General features: G+C 54.9%; 18 protein-coding genes. 6 read left to right on the top strand and 12 right to left on the bottom strand.

What is annotated here, in order from left to right:
* Positions 1-44: 44 nt before the first annotated feature.
* Entirely contained in the window at positions 45-572 is a 528-nt protein-coding gene (locus ACFL9S_RS00280) for a cysteine hydrolase family protein (RefSeq protein WP_405259610.1), read from the bottom strand.
* A gap of 629 nt (positions 573-1,201) precedes the next feature.
* Here ACFL9S_RS00280 and ACFL9S_RS00275 point away from each other — a divergent pair.
* Positions 1,202-1,834, top strand: coding sequence for a LysE family translocator (locus ACFL9S_RS00275; RefSeq protein ID WP_405259936.1), 633 nt, complete (start codon positions 1,202-1,204; stop codon positions 1,832-1,834).
* On the opposite strand, the gene ACFL9S_RS00270 is transcribed toward ACFL9S_RS00275, so the two are convergent.
* From ACFL9S_RS00270 to ACFL9S_RS00260, 3 genes are all read right to left on the bottom strand, one after another.
* Positions 1,824-2,594, bottom strand: coding sequence for an AraC family transcriptional regulator (locus ACFL9S_RS00270; RefSeq protein ID WP_405259608.1), 771 nt, complete (start codon positions 2,592-2,594; stop codon positions 1,824-1,826). The two genes, ACFL9S_RS00275 and ACFL9S_RS00270, sit on opposite strands and share 11 nt — an antisense overlap.
* 35 nt (positions 2,595-2,629) lie before the next feature.
* On the bottom strand, positions 2,630-3,196 hold the full coding sequence (gene mntP / locus ACFL9S_RS00265; RefSeq protein ID WP_405259607.1) for a manganese efflux pump MntP: 567 nt from the start codon (positions 3,194-3,196) through the stop codon (positions 2,630-2,632).
* 434 nt (positions 3,197-3,630) lie between these two features.
* Positions 3,631-4,227, bottom strand: a complete 597-nt coding sequence (locus tag ACFL9S_RS00260; protein ID WP_405259606.1) for a short chain dehydrogenase — start codon at positions 4,225-4,227, stop codon at positions 3,631-3,633.
* A 104-nt stretch (positions 4,228-4,331) separates the two neighbouring features.
* On the opposite strand from ACFL9S_RS00260, the gene ACFL9S_RS00255 reads away from it, so the two are divergent.
* Both ACFL9S_RS00255 and ACFL9S_RS00250 read left to right on the top strand, forming a co-directional pair.
* Positions 4,332-5,225: a LysR family transcriptional regulator gene (locus tag ACFL9S_RS00255; protein WP_405259605.1), complete on the top strand. Its 894-nt coding sequence runs from the start codon at positions 4,332-4,334 to the stop codon at positions 5,223-5,225.
* 53 nt (positions 5,226-5,278) lie between these two features.
* Positions 5,279-5,521 carry a DUF1158 family protein gene (locus ACFL9S_RS00250; RefSeq protein WP_405259604.1) on the top strand — a complete coding sequence of 81 codons (243 nt, stop codon included), beginning with the start codon at positions 5,279-5,281 and terminating at the stop codon, positions 5,519-5,521.
* Positions 5,522-5,573: 52 nt separating this feature from the next.
* Here ACFL9S_RS00250 and ACFL9S_RS00245 read toward each other — a convergent pair whose 3' ends face one another.
* A complete protein-coding gene (locus ACFL9S_RS00245) occupies positions 5,574-6,149 on the bottom strand; it encodes a hypothetical protein (RefSeq protein ID WP_405259602.1) in 576 nt (191 codons plus the stop codon).
* A gap of 391 nt (positions 6,150-6,540) precedes the next feature.
* Positions 6,541-9,216: a magnesium-translocating P-type ATPase gene (gene mgtA / locus ACFL9S_RS00240; protein ID WP_405259935.1), complete on the bottom strand. Its 2,676-nt coding sequence runs from the start codon at positions 9,214-9,216 to the stop codon at positions 6,541-6,543.
* 802 nt (positions 9,217-10,018) lie between these two features.
* On the opposite strand from mgtA, the gene ACFL9S_RS00235 reads away from it, so the two are divergent.
* Entirely contained in the window at positions 10,019-11,347 is a 1,329-nt protein-coding gene (locus ACFL9S_RS00235) for an MFS transporter (protein ID WP_405259601.1), read from the top strand.
* A gap of 122 nt (positions 11,348-11,469) precedes the next feature.
* Here ACFL9S_RS00235 and ACFL9S_RS00230 read toward each other — a convergent pair whose 3' ends face one another.
* Both ACFL9S_RS00230 and pdeH read right to left on the bottom strand, forming a co-directional pair.
* On the bottom strand, positions 11,470-13,530 hold the full coding sequence (locus tag ACFL9S_RS00230; protein ID WP_405259599.1) for an AsmA family protein: 2,061 nt from the start codon (positions 13,528-13,530) through the stop codon (positions 11,470-11,472).
* 63 nt (positions 13,531-13,593) lie between these two features.
* The gene (gene pdeH / locus ACFL9S_RS00225) at positions 13,594-14,367 is read right to left on the bottom strand and encodes a cyclic-guanylate-specific phosphodiesterase (protein WP_405259598.1); all 774 of its coding nucleotides are present in this window, start codon (positions 14,365-14,367) and stop codon (positions 13,594-13,596) included.
* Positions 14,368-14,653: 286 nt separating this feature from the next.
* Between pdeH and ACFL9S_RS00220 the strand changes: the two genes are divergently transcribed.
* On the top strand, positions 14,654-15,592 hold the full coding sequence (locus tag ACFL9S_RS00220; protein ID WP_405259597.1) for a sugar kinase: 939 nt from the start codon (positions 14,654-14,656) through the stop codon (positions 15,590-15,592).
* Here the strand turns inward: ACFL9S_RS00220 and ACFL9S_RS00215 are convergent.
* Positions 15,558-16,838, bottom strand: coding sequence for an alginate lyase family protein (locus ACFL9S_RS00215; RefSeq protein WP_405259596.1), 1,281 nt, complete (start codon positions 16,836-16,838; stop codon positions 15,558-15,560). The two genes, ACFL9S_RS00220 and ACFL9S_RS00215, sit on opposite strands and share 35 nt — an antisense overlap.
* 491 nt (positions 16,839-17,329) lie before the next feature.
* Between ACFL9S_RS00215 and ACFL9S_RS00210 the strand changes: the two genes are divergently transcribed.
* The gene (locus ACFL9S_RS00210; RefSeq protein ID WP_405259594.1) at positions 17,330-18,205 is read left to right on the top strand and encodes an alpha/beta hydrolase; all 876 of its coding nucleotides are present in this window, start codon (positions 17,330-17,332) and stop codon (positions 18,203-18,205) included.
* 59 nt (positions 18,206-18,264) lie between these two features.
* Here the strand turns inward: ACFL9S_RS00210 and ACFL9S_RS00205 are convergent, their stop codons facing one another.
* The 3 genes from ACFL9S_RS00205 to ACFL9S_RS00195 all read right to left on the bottom strand — a co-directional run bounded on the left by ACFL9S_RS00205 (position 18,265) and on the right by ACFL9S_RS00195 (position 23,130).
* Positions 18,265-19,746, bottom strand: a complete 1,482-nt coding sequence (locus tag ACFL9S_RS00205; protein WP_405259593.1) for a M16 family metallopeptidase — start codon at positions 19,744-19,746, stop codon at positions 18,265-18,267.
* Positions 19,747-20,129: 383 nt separating this feature from the next.
* Complete coding sequence (locus ACFL9S_RS00200) at positions 20,130-21,404, bottom strand: dicarboxylate/amino acid:cation symporter (protein ID WP_405259592.1); 1,275 nt, start codon at positions 21,402-21,404, stop codon at positions 20,130-20,132.
* A gap of 184 nt (positions 21,405-21,588) precedes the next feature.
* Positions 21,589-23,130, bottom strand: coding sequence for an EAL domain-containing protein (locus ACFL9S_RS00195; protein WP_405259591.1), 1,542 nt, complete (start codon positions 23,128-23,130; stop codon positions 21,589-21,591).
* Between the last annotated feature and the right edge of the window lie 63 nt (positions 23,131-23,193).

The raw sequence follows: 23,193 nt of genomic DNA, 5'->3' as shown, positions 1-23,193 counted from the left end.
GCATTGAGGCGTTTTGCTTTGCCTCAATGCCGATGGCTGACGGACTAAAAATGGATCTCCTGAGTCGGCAGCAACTGCACAAATGGCCCCGACAGCGTCGCATTATGATGGGCAATAATCTGCTCCGCCGTTAACACCGCATTATCCGTGGTGCTGTGCGCATCGCTTACCAGCACCACCTCAAACCCCCGATCTGCCGCCGCCCGGCAGGTGGTATCCACGCAATATTCAGTCTTCATCCCCACGATCACCAGCCGTTTTATCCCGGCATTCTGTAGCCAGGCCAGTAACGGCGTGTCCGCAAAACAGCTTGGGCGGGTTTTGTTAAAACAGCGGTCAGAATCCAGCAATGGCAGTTCAGGCGCGATCTGCCAGAGTTCGCTGCCTGCGGCAATCGGCGAACCCGCCGGGCCGGTGTGCTGAGCAAAAAACAGCGGCACCTGCTGTGCGCGTGCCAACGTTATCAAATGGGAAACGTGATCCAGCAGCCGGGCTTTGTTATGGGGAACCTGCGGGCCGTGCAGTAAACCTGCCTGCATATCGATCACGAGCAACGCGGAGGCGTCAGACATGGCATTTCTCCGTTATTCTGGCTTCAGTTAAACCGGCAACAACGGAGAACAATGCAGCCCCGTCGGTAACCGGCGGGAGGGGAAAGGTTTGCTAACTACTCAGCCACGCAAACTCGCCACACTCCGCCAGAAGCGGTGGTGGTTGTGGTGGTGGTGAGGAACAGCTGAGTGTTTTGCATAGCAGACAGACTCGCGCAGGACGCACGATGATGCAATATTTTTATACAGTGATTATCAGAAGAGGTGATAACCATCGGTCAAATCCCTGACCGACGTGTTATCGAGGGTGTTCGGTGCAGCCGGAGCTTAAAGAACAGCGCCTGGCGGTACGTGTTTGAAGGTGTCGACATAAACCCGGAACACGTATTTGAAGAATTTTTTCATGATGGCCTGTTTGCAGCTTTTGTTGAAAATCGCTAGAAAATTATACATGCCGTCTGTTTTTCAGGCAATATTTTATGAGCCAGATCACAAAATTGAGTTAATTATGCCAATAAAAAGGTAAACCGTTGCTAAACGGCCTGCCAGGCATCAGGACGTCATTTCGAACTGACTGCGCAATTTTTTCCAATATTTCTGCGACATGCATGATGATAATGGCGACCTCACTCATCACGGATCGGACGCCAATGCCCTTCTCTAATGGTTTTCTTCTTAGTCTTTCTCTGTGCCTGGATATCGGCATCGCCAATATTGCGATCATCACCCTGGCGATGCAGCGTGGCTTTTTTCATGGCTTCTGGCTGGGGATCGGCACCTGTGTGGGCGATCTGATCTATGCGATCCTCGCGATGGCCGGAATGGCGGTGCTGTTGCAGTTCACCCCGGTACGCTGGGTATTGTGGATCGGCGGCTCCCTGATCCTGCTGTGGTTTGCCTGGAAAATGGTGCAAAGCGCCCTGCGTCCGGCGGCGGAACTGAGTGCCGGGGATATTGGTGAGGCACTGAGCCTGCGCCAGAACTTTTTCCGTGGCATCTTCCTGGCTATGTCCTCACCCACGGCAATCCTGTGGTTTGCCGCCGTCGGCGGGGCGCTGATTTCGCGCATGAGCAGCAGCGGCACAGCGGCATCGGGCTGGTTTCTGAGCGGATTTTTCCTTGCAGGCGTTTTCTGGACGTTGGTGCTGTGCACGGCGGGCAGCGTGGGCGGTCGGATGCTCGGGACGAAGATGCTACGCTGGTCGTATATCGCGTCAGCGGTGATTTTCTGCTACTTCGCGGGCTACGTGATCCTTTCCGGTTACCGCGAGTTTATCGGCTAAGGATGCGCAGGTAGTGATGCGGCGTAATGCCCATCATCTTGCGAAAGCTATTAATAAAATGGCTCTGATCGTAGAAACCCAGCCGGTGCGCCACATCCAGCGCGCTGTGCTGGTGTCGCAACAGGTTACGCGCAGCCAGCAGGCGCAGCTGCATATGATATTGCAGCGGCGCAATGCCAACCTGCTGGCGAAACTGGCGCACAAAGTGGTATTTGCTTAGCCCGGCAGCGGCGGCCAGCTCATCCAGCGTCAGCTTCATGGTCAGATTGTCACGCATGCACTCCAGCGCCCGCCCGAGGGTAACGGGTGCCATCTGAATCGCTTCCCCATGACGGTGTTTCAGCAGCTGGCTGGTCAGCCACAGCAGGTTTTGCTGCTGAACCTGCTCTTCATCCGGGGAAAGCACATAGCCACAGATCGCCGCGAACAGCGTGGGATCGCGCAGCACCCCTTCCCGCAGGATCGGCAGTGAACAATCGGTCAGATCGGCAAAAATCGGCGGCGGTAAATGAATGCTAAAAAACTCCACCGGCTCGGCGCCAAACTGCGAAGACTGCAGTGTTTCAGGGTTATAAATGGTGATATCCCCGGCATGGACTGACAGGGTTTGCTGATGCAGGCTGAGGGTTTCAATGCCGCTGAGATTGGCACTGATGACATATTCTTCGTGGGTGTGCAGCGGGAAAGCCGCATGGCTGGCGGTCAGGTGTGAACATTCAATATGATTACGGCTGTTCCAGTCGACTACCGATAACGCCATATCCACTCCGCCCCTGAAGAGGCCGGAGGTTCTGTTTACCGGCCCAGATGTTCAACCAAAATACTACAGCCGATACCAATGAGCACTACGCCGCCGAAAATTTCTGCCCATTTTCCCATCACCGGGCCAAGGAAGCGGCCCAGCAGGATACCCGCCGATGCCATCACCATCGTGGAGAAGCCAATCGCCAGCGCGGTGGTCACGATATTCACCTGCAGGAAGGCCAGACCAACGCCGACCGCCATCGCATCCAGGCTGGTAGCAACAGCGGTACAAACCAGCAGCCAGAAACCGTGGCTGGTTGGTGCTTCTTCCGGTTTGCACTCTTTCTTACGCGCACCTTCGACCACCATACGGCTGCCCAGAATAAACAGCAGTCCGAATGCGACCCAGTGATCCCATGCCATGATGTACTGGCTGGCAGCCAGGCCAATCGCCCAACCGATAAGCGGGGTCAGTGCTTCAATCACACCGAAGATCAGGCCGGTACGCAGCGCTTCTTTCAGGCTGGGGCGATGCAGACTGGCCCCTTTGCCGATAGCGGCCGCAAAGGCGTCCATCGACATCGCAAAAGCCAGAATCAGAGTGGCATATAGGTTCATTGTATTTATCCGGTCTGAAACGGCAGTTGCGTTCCAGTTCGTTAAAACATCAGCTTATGTTGGAAAAATAATCACAAGCTCGTTCAAGTGAAGCGCATCCTATCACGCTAATTGCCAGAAAAAAAGACAGTAAAATCAGGGATTTGAGTATAGCCTCGGCTATACTTTTTAACAGCGGCTATTTTAGCGGGTGAAATGAGAGCGAAAACTCTAAAAGAATTACCGTCTTACAAAAAGTGTAGGGATAAACATCCTTGCAGGGGTTGGGGGATATTTCGCCACTTTTCAGCATTAATACCACCTTAAGAAGATGCCCTAAATAATTGGTGCTGTATCAAGGCAGCAAGTGAATGCGTCCCGATGAGCTGACATGAGTCAGTGATTCGGGCAAGTTCACGCAGCTAACGCAGAGACAGCACCAAGTATGACGGGCATCACCAGACGCGATATATTTTACCGCTATCTACGCCCTCAACACTGCGGCGATAAGCCAGCGCCACGCGGCTGGCCGGGGCGCTTTCAAAGCCGGGGAAGAACGGACCGTAACTTTCCAGCGATTCGGTTAATACCGTCGGACTGACGGCATTAATGCGCAGACCGTTCAGTTCGGTGGCCGCTGCCAGCACAAAGCCTTCCAGTGCCGTGTTGACGGCGGTGGCATTAACCCCGGTGCGGATCGGCTGCTGGGCCAGGATCCCGCTGGTCAGGGTGAACGAACCGCCTGGATTAACGAAAGCTTTGCCGATCAGTACCAGCCGCACCTGCCCCATCAGCTTATCCTGTAGCCCACGGTTAAACTGTTCGCTGCTCATCTCGGCCAGCGGGCCAAAGTGGACGCCACCGGCCGCTGAGATCACCGCATCCACCTTACCCGTCTGGGCGAACAGCGCCTTAACGCTCTCTTCACGTGTCAGATCGACCTGAAAATCACCCCGGGTTTTCCCCACGCGGATCACCTGATGGTCGCGCCCCAGCTCCTGCACAATGCCCTGACCCACCGTACCTGATGCGCCGATTACTAAAATTTTCATGTTGTCTCTCCTGCCTGATGAATAAGTCCGGTCAGTGTGACGCAGTGCAGTGGCGGGATAAATGCGCGATACTTTCGGGAACTCCAAACCCAGAGTTTGTAATCATGGATAAATTACGCAGTATTGAAGCCTTTATCTGCGCTGTTGAGAGCGGCAACTTCAGCGAAGCCGCGCGGCGGCTGGATATCACCGCCGTGATGGTCGGTAAGCATGTTCGCCAGCTGGAAACGGCGCTGAATACCCGCCTGTTACAGCGCAATACCCGACGCCAGCATCTGACCGAAGCCGGGGAGCGTTACTACCAGCAGTGCAAACAGGCGCTGGTCCTGCTCCGGGAGGCGGATGAGAGCGTGGAAAATATGAAGCAGACGCCATCCGGTCTGCTGCGCATCAGCGCCCCGCTCAATCTGGGGGCCAGCGCCATCGCCACAGTGGTCACGGGCTATCAGTTACGTTATCCGCAGGTGAAGATCGAGCTGGATCTCAACGACCGCTTTGTCGATCTGATCGCCGAAGGGTTTGATTTTGCTATCCGCATCGGCGGGCTAAAGCATAATGAACCACTGGTTGCGCAGTTGCTCGGTGAGTATCAGATGGTGGTATGCGCGGCACCAGACTATCTGGCGCAACACGGCACGCCACAAACGCCGGAAGAGCTGCATCTGCACCGTTGCCTCGCCAATATGGCATGGAATAAGAATAACGCCTGGCAGTGGGGCGACGTGACCTGGCCTTTCGACAACAGCTTTACCAGTAACGACGGTCAGGCGCTGCGCAAGGCGGCACTGGCCGGTGCCGGGCTGATACTGCAACCGCGCATTCTGCTGGCGCAGGATATTGCCGCAGGTCGGCTGGTGCCGTTGCTGCAACAGTGGCAACCGGCCAGTCGCCCGATTAACCTGCTGTGGCGTCAGGATCTCAGCCCGTCGGAAAAACGCCGCAGCTTCGTGCGCTGGATGCGTGAGCAGGTGCCCGCCGCTCTGGTGGTTAATGATTGAAGATGGCCTGGGATTAACAGAAAATAGCCGCAACTGACTAACACGGAATCGTGATGAAAAACCCGTTTGAAACTTTCCTGATGCCAATGAGCGCTCTGCTGCTCGGCTTTCTCTCGGCGCTGCTGCTGCCTGCGCCCTCGTTCGGCCTGACGCTGGCACGCAGGCTGGTTGAGATGTTCCACCTGGCAGATATCGGCCAGCTCTATACGCTGGTGTTCTGCCTGTGGTTCCTGCTGCTGGGCGTGATTGAGTTTTACGTTATCCGCTTTATTTACGTGCGGTTTATCCGCCCGTAAAAAAGGGGCCGACCTTCTGTTTCGGTCGGCCCATAAGGAATCAACAAAAGAACTATGGAAAGAACTCATGTAACATTTTTTCTTTTCCCAGCGTAAAGACCAGGAAATCGGATTTTTTAAACTTATTTTCTTTAATTAGCTCATTTTTTAACGCATAAAATCTTTTGTCATCCATAAAGAACAGGGCGCTGAGATAGTCTGAATCAATAGCATTGTTTTCTTGAGAAAGAGAAATGACTTTTTTATAGCACTCTTCGTCTCTGTTCCCTAGCCGTTCCTGCAACATACACTGAGTGAGTAAGTTAGTCCGCGTGAGGTTTTCCTTATTCATCACCCTGAGATAACTCAACCCTTCTTTATAATGTTTTTCAGCAATCAGATTATTGATATACATATTTCTGATGGCGATATTCTCTGGGTTTTTGTCCATTAATTCTTTAAAAGAATATAAGATTTTATTTTTCTCATTCTCATCTGAAAAAATCATTTTTTTCGTGAGTTCAACGGCGTCCTGGGTGGGCTTATCTCTGGATAAAGAGCCTTCTTTCGCTGATGCACAAGAACAAAGAAAGATCATCACAAAGATAAATAAAACAAAAGAAATAGAAGAATCAATTGTTTTTTTCATAAATATCCATATTGAATTTATTTAATGAGATACGCTGAGTAAAACGAAATGATTTTATCGGCATTATATCCCTCTTGTTTTTCATCTTCCCTATGAGAACTCAGGTTGATTTCTTTCTATTCAGTCGTCAAGTTCAGTCCTTCGTATTGATGAAAAATGGATAAAACCCGAGGTACCGGTGCAAACCAGCGTCACGGGGTGACCGGAAAAAATGGTCGCCCCCTACGGTTCGGGGCAACCTGGATTCTGTAGGGGCGGACCTTCTGTTTCGGTCCGCCCGTTTTATTTATCCGCTAAAAATCATCGCGATACTGCTGGAAAAAATCAGCAGCCCGACGAAAAACAGCACGATAGCGGTAACAGCATTAGAATTTTTCATCCTATTTTCTCCTCAGAACCACTGGCCGAAACGACGCATATAAAAGCGTTTCATTCCCTGGGTCACCAGGCAGTAGCCCAGCAGTATCGCCAGCAGCCACGGGAAGTAATTCCACGGCAGCGGCACCAGACCCACCGCATGGCCCAGCGGTGAGAAGGGAATTAAAATACCCAGCGCCATCACCAGCCCGGTCATCAGCATCACCGGCAGCGTGGCGCGGCTCTGAATAAACGGGATTTTCTGCGTGCGCAGCATATGCACCACCAGCGTCTGGGACAGCAACCCTTCAACAAACCAGCCGGACTGGAACAGCGCCTGCGCTTCCACGCTGTTGGCGGCAAACACATGCCACATCAACCAGAAAGTGGTGATATCGAAGATCGATGAGGTTGGCCCCATCCACAGCATAAAACGGCCGATATTCTTCGCATCCCACTGACGTGGTTTACGCAGAAACTCCTTGTCCATTTTGTCCCACGGCAGCGCCAGCTGGGACAGGTCATACATCAGGTTCTGCAACAGCAGATGGATCGCCATCATCGGCAGAAACGGAATAAAGGCGCTGGCCACCAGCACGGAGAACACGTTGCCGAAGTTAGAACTGGCGGTCATATTCAGGTACTTGATGATATTGCCAAACGTCTCGCGGCCTTTGATCACCCCCTGTTCCAGCACCAGCAGGCTTTTCTCCAGCAAAATAATATCCGCCGATTCCTTCGCGATGTCGGTCGCGCTGTCGACGGAAATCCCGACATCCGCCGCGCGCAGCGCCGGGGCATCGTTAATACCATCGCCGAGGAAACCCACGGTGTGTCCGTTGCTTTGCAGCATCTGCAAGATGCGGGTTTTCTGCTGCGGGCTGAGGCGGCAGAACAGGGTTCTCTGCTCCACCAGCCGCGCCAGCTCAGCATCCCCGATGCGCGCCATCTCACTGCCGCACAGCGGTTCTCCCGGCTCCAGCCCCACATCACGGCAGATTTTGCTGGTGATCACCTCGTTATCCCCGGTCAGCACTTTGACCGTCACACCCTGTTCATGCAGTGCGGCGATCGCCGCAGCCGCACTCTCTTTCGGCGGGTCGAGGAACGTCAGCAGGCCAGTGATGACCAGTTCACGTTCATCGGCGGCGCTGAGCTGAGCAGTAAGCGGGTGCTCACTTATCTGACGCGTTGCCACCACCAGCACGCGGAATCCCTGCTGGTTATAACGCGCGGCTAGCTGCCGAATCCGGCTGCGTGCGGCTTCATCCAGTGGACGCACTTCCCCCCCATCCTGCCATCCGCTGGACACCGCCAGCATCTCCTCCACTGCCCCTTTGCAAATCAGGGTTTGCTGGCCCTCGTCTGCCACCAGCACCGACAGGCGGCGGCGTTCAAAATCAAATGGCAGCTCATCGATTTTACGAAAGCGCCACAGCCCGCTGACGGCCGCATTACCCTGGCTGAACCCTAACACCGCCCGGTCCATCAGGTTTTTTACCCCGGTCTGGTGACGGCTGTTAAGCCAGGCCAGTTGCAGCACGCTGTCATCCTGGTTGCCCCGCAGATTGAGGTGCCCGGCGAGAATGATTTTGTCCTGGGTTAAGGTGCCGGTTTTATCACTGCATAACACATCCATCGCGCCCAGATTCTGGATAGCATTCAGGCGTTTAACCACCACTTTGCGTTTTGACAGGGCAATCGCCCCTTTCGCCAGATTCGAGCTGACAATCATCGGCAGCATTTCCGGCGTCAGGCCAACCGCCACCGCCAGCGCAAACAGCAGCGCATCGCTCCAGTCGCCTTTGGAGTAGCCATTAATCAGCAACACCACCGGGACCATCACCAGCATAAAACGGATCAGTAACCAGGTGACGCTGTTGACGCCACGGTCGAAGGAGGTTTGTGGGCGCTCACCTACCAGTGACTTCGCCAGTGAACCAAACCAGGTTTGGCTGCCGGTTGCCACCACCACCGCCGTCGCGCTGCCGCTGGCAACATTGGTGCCCATCAGGCAGATGCCGGGCTGGCTCAGCAGATCCTGCTCATCGGCCAGCGGGTTATTCCGCTGGAGATGGCTGTTGCTGTCATATTTCTCGATCGGCAACGCTTCACCGCTTAGTGCCGCCTGGCTGACAAACAGGTCGCGTGAGGAGAGCAGCCGCACGTCTGCCGGGATCATATCGCCCGCCGACAGCAGCACGATGTCGCCAGGCACCACTTCCTGAAGCGGCACTTCAATATTGACCGCTTCGCTGTCGGCATGGCTGCGGCGCTGCACCGTGGCGGTGGTACTGACCAGCGATTTAAGGGCTTCGGTGGCTTTATTGGTGCGGTACTCCTGCCAGAAGCGCAGCAATCCACTGAGGCTAATCATCACCAGCATAATGATGGCACCGGTCAGATCGGTCTCTTCTCCCCGACGTAGCGGGAGGATGTAGTCGGTCAGTACGCTGATAGCCGCCAGCACCATCAGGATCCAGATAAACGGATTATTAAATGCCTGTAACAGCTGGGTCAGCGCCGCCGGGGCATTATCGCTGGCAACCTGGTTGGCGCCGTATTGCTGCAAGCGTGCTGCCGCCTCTTCACGGGTTAATCCCTGACGTTGGGTATTCAGATGAGCGAGGGTGTGATCCTGGCTCTGGGTGGCCGCGCTGGCGATCGCCAGTTCACGTGCCATTTTGAGGTTGCTCTGGTGCATTTTCATCATGCCACTCCTTGAACAAAGGTGTTTCACGCGCAGGCATAGCACGCCTGCAAACGAGGATTTTTTTTGGGTTCAGGGGGGAGGCAGGCGGGCAGGATGACGGCAGACAGGAATTATTTCCGGATATGCCTCCTGTGATCGCACTGCGGCCTCTCTCGGGACGGAGGTTCAGTCATCGGATGCTCCTAAGTAGCAGGTTCAACTATTTCAAGGCACGGTTATCCTGACGCAGACGAGACATCAGCGTGGGGGAAAGTGCAATCAAAATGGGGGGGAAATGAGACAGCTCGGATGAGGAGGTGAAACATAGCCCGCCGGTTTACGGCAGGCTCACAATGGAGTGGGTCTGCCTTTATAACGCGTGAGTTACAGGGTGACTGTCCAATTGTGTGCTCCTGAGAAGAAAGTGACGAAATTCTAGTCCTGTGAAGAACAGTTGTAAACCGCACTGATAGTTTCCTTCCTAAACCTTTTATCAACAACACTAAGAATCCACTTAGCCGTTGTGCGGCGATAACCCGGCGTAAAGCAGTTGAAAATCTGGAGGATTGGCGATTATTTGACCAAAAGACAGCATTTATTACTGAGACATAACTTTAATTTGGCTGTTTTGCAGTGATTCACGCCATAAATCATCGATTTCGCCCTGCCATTCACCCACAAATATCACCTATTGAAAATTATCCTCTTTTCGGTGGATTAACCCACCTGTTCGGCGCTTTTTCACCATTGAATGCGGCTTTGCCTGTGCGTAAGATTCGTTGTTACGCCGTTTACATTCACATTCAAATAAGAAACATTTATGCAAGCTTCCATCGCGCCATCCATCGACACCGATCCCGACGCCACGCCCGTAAACTCACGCGGTAAAGTGGTTATTGCTTCACTGGTCGGTACTGCTATCGAATTCTTCGATTTCTATATTTATGCTACTGCGGCAGTGATCGTTTTCCCGCATATCTTCTTCCCACAGGGTGATCCGACCGTTGCCACGCTACAGTCACTGGCGACCTTCGCCATTGCCTTTATTGCGCGTCCTATCGGTTCAGCCGTGTTTGGTCACTTTGGTGACCGTGCCGGACGTAAAGTGACGCTGGTCGCCTCGCTGCTGACCATGGGAATTTCAACCGTCGCGATCGGCCTGCTGCCGAGCTATGACCAGATTGGCGTGTTCGCCCCACTGCTGCTGGCGTTGGCTCGCTTTGGTCAGGGCCTGGGACTGGGCGGCGAATGGGGAGGTGCGGCACTGCTGGCTACGGAAAACGCCCCGGCGAAAAAACGTGCCCTGTATGGCTCCTTCCCGCAGCTTGGCGCGCCGATTGGCTTCTTCTTTGCCAACGGCACCTTCCTGCTGCTCTCCTGGCTGCTGACCGACGAACAGTTTATGAGCTGGGGCTGGCGCGTGCCGTTTATCCTCTCAGCGGTATTAGTGTTGATCGGCCTGTATGTGCGTGTGTCACTGCATGAGTCGCCGGTCTTCGCCAAAGTACAGAAAGAGAAAAAACAGGTCAAAGTGCCGATTGGCACGCTGTTCAGCAAGCATCTGGGGACCACCATTATTGGTACGTTCATCATGCTGGCGACCTACACGCTGTTCTATATTATGACCGTTTACTCCATGACCTTCGGCACCACGCCAGCGCCAAACGGTCTGGGTATTCCACGTAATACCTTCCTGTGGATGCTGATGCTGGCGGTGATTGGGTTTGGCATCATGGTGCCGATTGCCGGGCTGCTGGCCGACCGCTTTGGTCGCCGCAAGACGATGATCGTCATTACCCTGATTATCATCGGCTTTTCGATGGTCTTCCCATCGATGCTGGGTTCCGGTAATCAGATGCTGATTATGGCTTTCCTGGTCTGTGGTCTGAGCATTATGGGGCTGACCTTCGGACCGATGGGCGCGCTGTTACCCGAGCTGTTCCCGACCGAAGTGCGTTATACCGGGGCATCGTTCTCCTATAACCTGTCGTCGATTCTGGGTGCCTCCATCGCGCCGTATATCGCCACCTGGCTCGCTCACACTTACGGGCTGTTCTATGTTGGCGTTTACCTGGCGTCGATGGCCTGTCTGACGCTGATTGCGCTGATCCTGTGTAAAGAAACCCGCCACGAATCGCTGTTTGATTGATCCTGCCGTAACCAGGGTCGGGCATGCCCGACCCCTACATGATTCGTAGGGGCGAGGCATGCCTCGCCCGTATCGATTGACAGTCGGGGCCTCGCCCACATCAATTCTCGCCCCACCTCCCGCTATTTCCCGCTTTTCATCTGCTGCAACACACGGCTGCACTGATTATCGTCGTTATCACTCGGGGAGATCAGCGCCAGCAGCGCTGCGGCCGGGGCCATTACAGCCCCCAATGCCACCGCCGCCGCACCACGGGCAATCAAGGGTCCTGGCTTCACACCGGCATCCGGATGTTTAAAGGTGCCACGCACATACAGCGGCGAGCGCAGCGTGATAATCCTGATGCCTTTGCTGTCCGGGTTAATCGACAGATCCAGACGTTCGTTAGCAAAATTGGTGGTACCGGTAATATTGATTATCGCGTTCTCGGTATCGAAGACAAACAGCGTTGATGAGGCCAGACCGTTGTTAACCTGAAAATTGGCGGCGGCACAGTTGATTTTCACTTCATCATCACCAAACAGCTTACCCACCAGGTAGTTACCCACGTTCAGGCCGACAATTTCCATCAGGCTGCGGCTGATCAGGCCATTGTTCATCAACAGCTTCAGGTCGCCGTTACTGGTGGCCAGCAAATCGGCCACGGAATTACCGCGTCCGTTCAGCGTCGCATCACCGTTCATCTGGCCGAGCGCACTCTGCATCGCCTCTACACCCGGGAACAGCTGACGCAGCTTTAAATTACGGGCATGGAGATCCACGCGCCCCTGCATGGGTGATTTGTCGCCTTCCAGCCGGACGCTGGCATTCAGGCTGCCCCCGGCCATGCTAAAGCGCAGCGGGTCGAGGCGCAGATCGCCGTTTTTCAGGATCAGATGCGTAGAAAGGTCGCTGATTGGCAGTGAGCTGCTGTGCTCTATGCGTCGACCTTTGAAGGTGACATCCGCATCCATCACGTCCCAGCTTTTGGTGTCGAACGTATCATGCGGCAGCACGCGATCGGCAGGCTGCGTTGCGGCCTCTCCGCGTTGTGCCCTGGCCTTTTCAGTCTTCTCACTGCCTTTACCGGAATTGACGCCGATCAGCGGCCCGAGATCGGCCATTCGCAGCTGGCGCGACTCCAGCGTCCCTTCCAGTTTAGGCCGGGGTTTGCTCTGGCTGTAGGTCAGAGAACCGTGAATATCGCTGTCGCCGATATGGCCGTTAAAGCCCTGATAGCGGAATACTGCCCCGCCAGCCTGCTGGAAGCGCGCCGTCAGATGGCCATCCGTTTCATACGGCGGCGTATCCGGCAGCAAAACGCCCGTCAGCCCGTAGAGGTTAGCCAGCGTATCGCCGGAGAAACGCAGGCGAATATCCACCCCGCCGAGGTTCATCGGGTCCTGCACGGTGCCCGCCACCCGCACGCGCGTGGTGCCACTGCGCACATCAGCCTGAATCGGGAAAGGCAAATTCTGGCTGCGCAACGACAACATGCCGCCCATTTTTCCGTCACCACTCAGTTTTTCGTTGTTGTACGCCCCGCTCACTCGCCAGCCGAAGACAAAATCTGCCGCCCCTTTTTGCGGGCCGTTGCCTCCGGCCAGCTGGGCATAAGGCACTGGTTTACCCAGCGGATCGACGGTGATCTGCACATCGGCCTTAGTGATCGCATCACGATAAGCGATGTTGCCCTGGTCAAAAACGATATTATCCAGGCGGAAAGACCATGCGGAAGGCGGCTGATTGTCCTGTTTCGGATCGCTGCCCGCGAGGTTAAACGTCCAGTTATTTTTGCGGTCGGCCGTTTGCACCAGCTTTGCTGTCGGCTGTTGCAGTTTGATCCACGGCAGATACACCTGCTTACCCAGCAGCGCCAGTGGTGAGAAAGTGGCGTCGATACGCGCCAGATGCAGCAGGGTGACATCAGGAATTTCAGGCGGGTTACCCAGCATAATGTCCTGGGCATGTACGTGCGGCCAGGGCACCCAACGGCGCCAGCCAGGTTCGCTGCGGTTGCGTTCCCACGCCACCCCCAGATCGCCACGAATGGCAAACGGGCGGTTAATCTCGGCAGACACTTTCTGGTTGATGGTGGGTTTCAGGCGATTCCAGTCGAAGGTGGCGATCACAATGACGATGACCACCACCACCAGCACAAAAATCCCGGTAATCCAGCTAATGACGTTCCCCGTACGCGACATTCGTCGTCTCCTTGATGGCTATCCGTCTCTGGTTAAAGATAGTCGAGACGGCAGCACATGGGATCAGACGAGGTTCAGCGGCAATGCCTCCAGATGTTCAAACGGCATGGGACGGGCAAAGAAATACCCCTGGGCAGCATAAGCAGGAGAGTTACGTACCTGCTCCCACTCTTCGGGCGTTTCTACCCCTTCAACAATCACCCCTTTGCAGTAGCGATTGATCAAGGCCAGCAGCATACCAAACAGGTTTCGGCCCTCTTCGCTTTCACGCAGCAGGATAAACAGCTCGCGTGCCAGCTTGATGTAGTCGTACTTCAGTTCGGTCAGGGCGGAGAAGTTCGCCATACCGGAGCCGAAGTCATCCAGCCACAGCGGCCCAAGCTCAGGCATCTGTGCGACGATCACTTCCTGTGGTAACACGTGATGTTCAACCAGTTCAAAACGCACCCACGGGCAGCGTGCAATTAACTGCCGAACGGTGCTGTTATGCTGGATTTTCAACAGCGTTGGTCCGTCGATATTGACGGAGGCAACGATATTGGTACGGGCAAATTTTCTTTCCCATTTAGCCAGCAGCGTCAGCTGCTCGGCCACAATGTGCAGGCGTTGAGGGATCTCAAGCGTTGCAAAATAAAGCTCCGGCGAAACTCTCTGCCCCGGCGCGGATGGGTGAAACACCGCTGTGAGCAACTCAATTGCCATCAGGCTACCGTCTACGCGGTAAATCGGCTGGTAGTTATAGGAACGCTGACACTGCTGCCAGTAAACAGGTTCTTTAAGCTGCTCTTGTTCGACGATTGCGTTCGGTAACCGGTGACTGAGACTATTCAGCACCATTATTGTGATCCTTTATCTGTGAGACCGCCTTCGTATGGCATCCCGTGTTGCAATTATCGGCATCGTCCCTGAGAACTTTATCCGCAATGCAGCCACGTTAACCTTGCTAAGGTTACCCACTTTTTGCCCTTTCAATCGCCAAAACAGGCGCTATTAAGGGCGTTTTATCAGCAGCTGAGCGAGATTAAACCCATATCACAATAAAATTAAAACATCGTTTTAAATCATTGACTGTTACCCCGTGCGAGGCGAGACTGAATGCAGACTTTTCATTGAGCGAATGACCATGACGCAACAGAAACTGGCCGTGATCGGCGAATGTATGATTGAACTCTCCCAGCTGGGTCGTGATATGAGCCGGGGATTTGGTGGTGACACGCTGAATACCGCAGTGTATGTCGCCCGCCAGGTCCCCGAACAGGCGCTGCGAGTGGATTATGTTACCGCACTGGGTAATGACAGCTTCAGCCGTGAGATGATCGCCGCCTGGCAAAGCGAGTCGCTGCACACTGACCTGATCCAGCGTATGGAGAACAAACTGCCAGGCCTGTATGTGATTGAAACCGACACGCAGGGTGAACGTACGTTTTACTACTGGCGCAACGATGCCGCAGCGCGTTACTGGCTGGAAGGCGAGCGTGCAGAAGCGATCTGTCAGCAGCTGGCCCACTACGATTATCTCTATCTGAGTGGCATCAGCCTGGCGATCTTAAGCCCGCAGAGCCGGGAAACCCTCTACGCCCTGCTGGCCGCCTGCCGCAAAAACGGCGGCAAGATTATTTTCGATAATAATTACCGACCACGCCTGTGGCAGACCCCGCAAGAGGCGCAGAGTGCTTATCAGGCGATACTCGCCTGCACCGATATCGCCTTCCTGACGCTGGACGATGAAACCCTGCTGTGGGGCGAAGCCAGCGTGGCCGATGTGATTGCGCGTACGCAGCAGGCGGGCGTCAGTGAAATTGTGATTAAACGTGGGGCCGATGCCTGCCTGGTGGCAAATGGCAACGAGCCGCTGCTGGAGATCCCCGCCGTGCGTCTGCCACCATCAGCAATAGTCGATACCACAGCCGCAGGGGACTCCTTCAGCGCAGGCTACCTTGCCGTGCGTCTGACCGGCGGTAGCGCGAGGGAAGCCGCGCAGCGCGGCCACCTCACCGCCAGTACGGTGATCCAGCATCGCGGGGCGATTATTCCCCGTGAGCTGATGCCGGAGTCCCACTAGCGCGCGGCACCGCCAGCAGCCAGGTATCACGCAGCGCGGAGATGGTTGCCCCACGCCCTTCTCCGCCGCCGGGCAGATCCCAGTCGGCCTGACGGATCGCCGCCTGATAGCGATCGCTATTGCGCAGGTTATCGGCCTGCGACAACAGCGGGATCAGGCGCACGCCGATGTGCTCAAGGCTGCGGTACGGCCAGGTTTTACCGCTGCTGCTGTAGGGCGCCATAAAATCCAGCGCCGTCAGCAGGCTGGCCTGTTGCGGGGTGCGGTAATGCCACAGATCCCCGGCATTGCTGTGCTGCGCCACCGTGGCCAGCGCGGTCAGTGCCTGCAAATTAAACCAGCTGTAGTGGAAAGAGCGGGTGCGCGCCAGCTCTTTCGGCTGGCTGCCATCGGCAGCAAACTGATGATTCATCCGTTTTTTTGCCTGCTCCAGCATGGGCGGGATCACCTCAGGCCGTTGCAGATACCAGGCGATACCCGCCACCTGCACGTTATACCAGCTCCCGTGATTATTCTCCGCCTGCGCTTCGCCCTTACCTTGCTTGCTGGTCTGTAGCCAGTGCAGATAATCACTCATCCACTGCTGCATCTGCTGCTCATCCTGCGGGCGCCAGCCAGGTGCTGCGCGCAACATCAGCAAGGAATCCACAATCCGCGTGGCAAAGTAACGCCCGTCGAGCACCCCGGATCGCCGCCCTTCTTTCTTGCCCGGTACGCTCTGCGCCCAGTCCAGGTTAGGGTTCATCCGCGTGTTAGGATCAATAAACCAGTGACGGATCAAAGCGATCGCCTGATGGGCGTAACGTTCATCGCCGGAGAAATACCAGGCCAGCGTCAGGGTTTGAACCCGGGCGGTAAATGTCGCCAGCCGCACGCCATCGCTGTCATTATTCTTGGTTGAAGGGTTGATTTTACCGTCACGGCGCACCCACGGCAGGCCACCTGGAACCGCATCATCCGGCCACCAGTAGGCGCTGAGGCTGAGGTAATCGTGTTTTGAACCGCTGGGAGGCGTCAGCCCTTTCTCTGTCACACTCAGCAGCGGCGTATCCAGCGCCTTATTGGCTTCGCGTTGTAGCTGCTGCCAGGCTTTCACTGTCAGCGCGGGTGCCTGTTGTTGCTGCAAGCGCGTTTTATTCAGCATCAGTTCATCCTGGCTGAGAAACGCATACTCCTGCGCAAACAGCGGCAAACTGACGAGCATGCCCAGGCATAAAATCAGGATATGACGCACACTGCGTTTCATCTTCACACTCCGTTCAGATTCCGTCAGACAGCATAGACTCGGAGAGTAAAATATGCCGTTCGGATTAATCAATAATATTAAGTCAAATTATTACAGGGGGGACATTCCTGAACAAAGCACAATTATTAATGAGTAAAAACAGCATGAACATAAATAGTTTGTGTTTAGGAAGGTATTTAAAAACATCTAATGTAAAAAAACGACAAAGTCAGTAACGACGGCGCATCCAGCCTGAAAAAAGAAAGAATTGGGCATATTCCGAAAGTGATTCAGGATGACGTGAAATAGTAGACGACGGGAAAATAAAGCGGCACAGTTTCTGTTCAAAATGCCGTGATAAATATCACCGTCGTTTTTTATACGACTTCTATACTCAAAATAATTCGAGGTGCTTGTAGGCGGCAAGTGAGCGCAGCCAACACCCAAGCAACTTGAAGTATGACGGGTATATAATTTCTAATTATTGTTGCAGCAATAATATTGAGGCGCCTATGAACGCAGAAATTTTCAACCTCTGGCCGAACGGCGATGCGCCTGGCGCCAGCGATTCACGGGCGCAGCCGCAGATTATTGATTTGGCCAAACCGTATGAACCTTTCGACCGTGCTGCCAGCGGTGTTCGCTGCCCGGAGCTGGCAGTGTGGTACCCGGAACAGTCGAACGGCATCACGCTGCTGGTCGCCCCAGGTGGGGGTTACCAGCGCATTATGATCGATAAAGAGGGCAGCGCACTGGCGATGTTCTTTACCTCGATGGGCTACACGCTGGCGGTGATGACTTATCGTCTGCCCGCCGACGGCCACCATGAAGGGGCCGATGCACCGCTGGCCGATGCCCAGCGCGCCGTCAGAGTGTTGCGTGAACGTGCATTGCGCGGTCGCAATGGCGAGAAAATTGTCATGATGGGCTTTTCCGCCGGGGGCCACGTCGCCGCCAGTCTGGGGACGCGTTTTGCTGAAAAACTCTATCCGGTGCAGGATGCCGCCGACGCGCGTTCTCCGCGCCCCGATGCGCTGGTGCTGGTCTATCCGGTGATCAGTATGCGTGACGGTCTGGCCCATAGCGGGTCACGTCTGCAGCTGCTGGGTGAAAACCCAAACCAGAAAGAAATTGACGCTTACTCTATGGAGAACCGCGTCAGCGAGAACACACCGCAGACGCTGCTGATCCACGCCGTTGATGATGAGTCGGTCCCGGTGAATAACAGCATGGTGATGTTCAGCGCCCTGCGTGAGCATCAGGTGCCGTGCGAGCTGCACTTCTATGAGAAAGGCGGCCACGGCTTTGGTATCCGTAACGTTGCCGACCTGCCGCTGGCCAGCTGGCCGATGCTGGTCAACGAATGGCTGCGCGCGCGGAAATGGTGAAATAACGGGCGGACCAAAAAAGGTCCGCCCTGGCCTGATGACAATGTCTGTCACACACCTTACTGCGCGGGCGCGCTGCCATCCGTTGGTGCCGCGTCCGTTGGCGCGGTGACCGGGGTGACCGGCGTCATAATTTTCTGCCAGTTTTCGAGCAGCATCTTCACCTTGGTTTCAGGTTCGCCCTGCGGCTGCATCAACACCATCGTCATATCCTGAGTTAACTGCTGACGTAGCTCCTGGTTGAGCTGATCGAGGGTTAACCCTGACAGGAAAGTCTGGCGCAGTTTCTGATACTGCTCCGGCGCGATATCCACCACCGCGTTCTGCTGAGAGCGCAGCCGCTGGCTCATCAGAACGTCAGTATCCGTGCGGGCGTAGGTGGCAAACAGCTTGGTCAGCTCGCTGTTCTTCTGCGTCATCAACGCATCGAACTCCTGCTGAGTCAGCCCCTTATCACGCACGTTAACCATCTCTTTGGCGATCAGTTCCAGGTTGTTGTTCAGCGCCGCGTTATCTGCGTCCATATTGATGGCGCACTGGGCGCGCTGATACAGCACCCGGCAATCGAAGCCGACCTGCATTCCCTGGGTTTTGTTATCACTCAGGACTTTCTGCACATGCCAGAACAGCGCTTCACGCGCCAGATCGCTCTGCCAGTAGCGCAGCAGATTTTGCGATTCGCGGATGGGCTGCCACGGCGTATCCCACACCAGCGACAGACGATCCTGGCTAATGCCGTTGTTCATCAGATTTACCGGCTGCTGTGGCAGCGGCGAAAGCGTTGGCATCGCGGAAGGCTGATCGCGCTTGCCTTCCAGCGGGGAGAACACTTTATTGATCTGCTCGGCCAGACTGCGGCTGTCTACGTTACCCACGACAAACAGCGTCATGGCATCGGGCGTGTACCACTGTTTATAGAACGCATAAAGCTGCGCCATATCCACCGGCGTTTTTACTGCGGTGGCCGGGTCATGCGCCAGCATCGAAGAGCCTTTCAGGCGATAACGCCACCAGACATCCTGCGGATTACCCGGCCAGGTGGCAATCGGGTCATGCGCATTGATGGCGGTGTTCACCATCTGATCGTTGATCGTCATTTTACCTGCGGTTGCCGCCAGCCAGGTCAGGGCTTCTTTCACTATTTCCGGGCGGTTATTCGGCAGGCTCAGGTTGTAAATCGTGTAATCGTACGAGGTAATAGCAGGCGGTTGCGGGTGCTGCGGATCGATGCTTTGCTGCCACAGTGAGCGCTGCTGTGCCGGATCGAGCGCGGCATTATGGACCAGCGCAAGACGAGGTAACAGATGACTGTAGCCAGCCTGTTGGGCGCTTTCTACCAGCGATCCCGTGTTAACCAACAGACGAATTTCAACGCGGTCACTTGGACGCTGCGGGGTGGTGAGCAACTGCCAGCTAAAACCATTCTCCAGTTTTCCCTGCTGCCAGGCAGGATCGGGTTGGAGTGTTTCAGCCTGTACAGTGCTACTGGCCACTGCCAGTAATATTCCACCAATCAATAGACGAATTCTGGTGCCCTGCATGTGAACCCCTACTCAATCACAAACCAAATAATTATCACTGGCGGTCTACGGCCTGATTCTGTCACGGAGACAGATGGCTTCGGAAAGACACTGTTTTTAAAAGGAACAGCTCTTAGACCACGCATCGACGAGGATGTCACACAGCGGAATGAAAAATAAAAAGTATACCCTAAATAATTCGAGCGGCGTCAAGGCGGCAAGGGAAAGAGTCCCGATGAGTTGACTCTGGTAAGTGATTCGGGTGACTGAAAGACGCCAACGCAGAAGCAGCTTGAAGTATGACGGATATCATGGGGGCTATTATGCAAATGCCCGCCGTGAGGGCAAGTCACGACGGGCATTTGAGGCGATTTTTTTATGAATTAAGCCCTTATGGCGACGTTTCAGGCGGCTTTTTGCTGCTTTTTACCCGCATTCAACGTCTCATTTAACTGCTTCTCGTCCAGCTGACCCACCCATTTTGCTACCACCACGGTGGCCACGCCATTACCAATCAGGTTGGTCAGGGCGCGGGCCTCGGACATAAAGCGATCGATGCCGAGGATCAGTGCCAGGCCAGCAACCGGCAGATGGCCGACCGCCGACAGCGTGGCCGCCAGCACGATAAAGCCACTGCCCGTCACGCCCGCTGCGCCTTTTGAAGAGAGCAGCAGCACCACCAGAAGGGTAATCTGGTGCCAGATATCCATATGGCTATTGGTCGCCTGGGCGATAAACACCGCCGCCATCGTCAGGTATATCGAGGTGCCGTCGAGGTTAAAGGAGTAGCCGGTGGGTATGACCAGGCCAACGACGGATTTCTTACAGCCCAGCTTCTCCATCTTATCCAGCATACGCGGCAGCGCCGACTCAGAAGAGGATGTGCCCAGAACAATCAGCAGCTCTTCTTTGATGTAGGCGATAAATTTGAAGATGTTGAAACCGACCACGCGGGCAATCAGCCCCAGTACGATCACCACAAACAGCACGCAGGTAATATAGAAGCAGATAATTAACTGGCCAAGCTGCACCAGTGAACCCACGCCATATTTGCCGATGGTGAAGGCCATTGCACCGAATGCCCCGATTGGCGCCAGGCGCATAATCATATTGATGATGCCGAAAATGACTTTAGAGAAGCTGTCGATAAAGTTGAACACCAGCGTGCCTTTATCGCCCATACGGTGCAGGGCAAAACCAAACAGGATGGCGAACAGCAGCACCTGGAGAATATTACCGCTGGCAAAAGCACCGATCACACTGCCCGGGATCACATCCAGCAGGAAGGCCACAATGCCCTGCTGCTCAGCCTGCTGGGCGTACATCGCCACCGCTTTCGCATCCAGCGTGGCCGGGTCAACGTTCATGCCCACGCCAGGCTGCAACACGTTCACCACCACCAGGCCGATAATCAGCGCAATGGTACTGACCACTTCAAAATAGAGCAGCGCTACGGCACCGGTGCGCCCGACCGCTTTCATGCTCTCCATCCCGGCAATACCGGTTACCACGGTACAGAAGATCACCGGGGCAATAATCATTTTGATCAGCTTAACGAATGCATCACCCAGCGGCTTCATCTGCGCGCCCAGCTCCGGGTAGAAATGCCCGAGCAGAACACCGACGGCAATGGCTGTCAGCACCTGGAAATAAAGACTTTTGAACAGGGAAGTTTTCATAGATGTGTCCGTTAACCGCGTTAATTGTTGTTTTTTCGTCAAACGACAGCGCGAAAGTAACATCCGGTTAACAGGATTGGTACGGGGTGGTCCGGCGTGGAGCCACCCAATCGGCATTTATAAGAGCTGAATCACGTCAGCAGAAAGTTGTATAACTAAAGAAATCACGGGGTAGACCCGCGTCTCAGGCATGAGACAGATAACGCTGCTCAAATTCCTGCAACGGCAGCGCTTCTGAATAGAGATAACCCTGACCAATAACAATCCCACGCGCCAGCAGCCAGTCACGCTGCTCTTCGGTTTCCACGCCCTCGGCCACCACGTCCAGCTGCATAAGCTCAGCGATGAAGGAAACGATGCGCACCATACTGTCATCATGCGGCAGCGCGGCGACAAAACTGCGGTCCATTTTCAGTTTGCTGATCGGCAGCGCTTTAAACTGGTTCAGCCAGCTCAGATTGGCATAGCCCATACCGAAGTCGTCCAGCGCGATGGAAACGCCGATGTTCTTTAATTCCTGCAACAGATGCAGCGCCTGCTCTGGCTCACCGATCTGGGCGGTTTCCGTGATTTCCAGCATCAGACGACCGGGACGGATGTCATAACGCTGAATCAGCTCCTGTAAATGACTGACCATGGTGGCTTCACGCAGTTGAATAGCCGAGAGGTTTACACTCAGCGTCAACTCAATCCCCTGCTGCTGCCAGTCGGCAATCAGGCGGCAGGACGATTCAAACACCCAGCGGCCGAGCGCGGTAATCACGCCTATCTCCTCCGCGCTGGTAATCAGATCTTCCGGCAGGTACCAACTACCATCGGGCTGACGCTGACGCAGCAGCGCCTCCGCGCCCACCAGCTTGCCGCTGTTCATATCGATTTGCGGCTGCAACCACAGTGCAAACTTCTGCTGCTCCAGCCCCTGCAAAATATCATGGTGCAGATGCCGATCCTGCCGCGCCTGGTACAGCGTTTTATTCGGCTGGCTGGTCAGGGAAGAATGGTGGCTCATGTGGCTCATCTCTTCAAAGGACGATGCCAGCATCTTCTGGTTGCGGTTGTAGTGGCGGATCAACATGCCGATTTCATCATCACGATGATGACGCGGCAACGACAGCTGATGACCGATCGCCTGTTGCAGGCTCAGGTCCCGCAGCTCGTAGGCAATATTGCGCAGCGGGCGCACCATCAGGCGGTTAACACACCAGCTGATAGAGACAGAGAGGATCAACGCCAGCAGCAGATAGGCGGTGACCATCGTCGAGACCGCACTGAGGATAAACTGATACACGCGCCAGGAATCAGCCTGCAACACCAGTATCGCCAGCGGCTTAGGGTTGGCCGGTTCGACAGAATAGAGCGGGACAGTGATCTGCACCGGCAGCTCAAACAACTCCATGATAAAGCGTGGCACCGGCTTCTCGGGTTCAAAGTTCGTATGCAGCGCCTGTAATCCATTGGGCAACACCACTTCTGCGCGCGCCAGAATACCGGCCGGGCGCAGCGAGTTAAGAATATATTCAGCCTGAGGAATATCGGCTTTGAGGACCGCTTGTGACAACGGCTGGCGAACGGTATGTGCCACGTTCTCCATCTGCTGGGCGTAGTCGATTCTGCGCTGCTGCACAAAATGAAAAAGCTGTATGACGATAAAAATACAAATGGTCACGACTGCGACGCTGGAAATCGTCGCCATTTGCTTAATCGTTAATGAACGACTGACGCGCAAGCCTGCTCTCCGAAGCACGAAATCTTTGATTCAGTGCATATAGGGCAAAAAAACAGCCCTGAG

This window comes from Erwinia sp. AnSW2-5, assembly GCF_045107195.1.
Classification (GTDB): domain Bacteria; phylum Pseudomonadota; class Gammaproteobacteria; order Enterobacterales; family Enterobacteriaceae; genus Erwinia.
The sequence above is the reverse complement of the archived record's forward strand: the minus strand, read 5'-3'. Positions and strand labels throughout refer to the sequence as shown.

Excerpts from the sequence above, each read along its gene's own strand:
- ACFL9S_RS00230 (WP_405259599.1), bottom strand. The coding sequence starts at position 13,530 with ATGTCGCGTACGGGGAACGTCATTAGCTGGATTACCGGGATTTTTGTG.
- mgtA (WP_405259935.1), bottom strand. The coding sequence starts at position 9,216 with ATGAAAATGCACCAGAGCAACCTCAAAATGGCACGTGAACTGGCGATC.
- ACFL9S_RS00250 (WP_405259604.1), top strand. The coding sequence starts at position 5,279 with ATGAAAAACCCGTTTGAAACTTTCCTGATGCCAATGAGCGCTCTGCTG.
- ACFL9S_RS00235 (WP_405259601.1), top strand. The coding sequence starts at position 10,019 with ATGCAAGCTTCCATCGCGCCATCCATCGACACCGATCCCGACGCCACG.
- ACFL9S_RS00200 (WP_405259592.1), bottom strand. The coding sequence starts at position 21,404 with ATGAAAACTTCCCTGTTCAAAAGTCTTTATTTCCAGGTGCTGACAGCC.
- ACFL9S_RS00270 (WP_405259608.1), bottom strand. The coding sequence starts at position 2,594 with ATGGCGTTATCGGTAGTCGACTGGAACAGCCGTAATCATATTGAATGT.
- ACFL9S_RS00260 (WP_405259606.1), bottom strand. The coding sequence starts at position 4,227 with ATGAAAATTTTAGTAATCGGCGCATCAGGTACGGTGGGTCAGGGCATT.
- mntP (WP_405259607.1), bottom strand. The coding sequence starts at position 3,196 with ATGAACCTATATGCCACTCTGATTCTGGCTTTTGCGATGTCGATGGAC.
- ACFL9S_RS00245 (WP_405259602.1), bottom strand. The coding sequence starts at position 6,149 with ATGAAAAAAACAATTGATTCTTCTATTTCTTTTGTTTTATTTATCTTT.
- ACFL9S_RS00280 (WP_405259610.1), bottom strand. The coding sequence starts at position 572 with ATGTCTGACGCCTCCGCGTTGCTCGTGATCGATATGCAGGCAGGTTTA.
- ACFL9S_RS00255 (WP_405259605.1), top strand. The coding sequence starts at position 4,332 with ATGGATAAATTACGCAGTATTGAAGCCTTTATCTGCGCTGTTGAGAGC.
- ACFL9S_RS00215 (WP_405259596.1), bottom strand. The coding sequence starts at position 16,838 with ATGAAACGCAGTGTGCGTCATATCCTGATTTTATGCCTGGGCATGCTC.
- ACFL9S_RS00210 (WP_405259594.1), top strand. The coding sequence starts at position 17,330 with ATGAACGCAGAAATTTTCAACCTCTGGCCGAACGGCGATGCGCCTGGC.
- ACFL9S_RS00275 (WP_405259936.1), top strand. The coding sequence starts at position 1,202 with ATGCCCTTCTCTAATGGTTTTCTTCTTAGTCTTTCTCTGTGCCTGGAT.
- ACFL9S_RS00205 (WP_405259593.1), bottom strand. The coding sequence starts at position 19,746 with ATGCAGGGCACCAGAATTCGTCTATTGATTGGTGGAATATTACTGGCA.
- pdeH (WP_405259598.1), bottom strand. The coding sequence starts at position 14,367 with ATGGTGCTGAATAGTCTCAGTCACCGGTTACCGAACGCAATCGTCGAA.
- ACFL9S_RS00220 (WP_405259597.1), top strand. The coding sequence starts at position 14,654 with ATGACGCAACAGAAACTGGCCGTGATCGGCGAATGTATGATTGAACTC.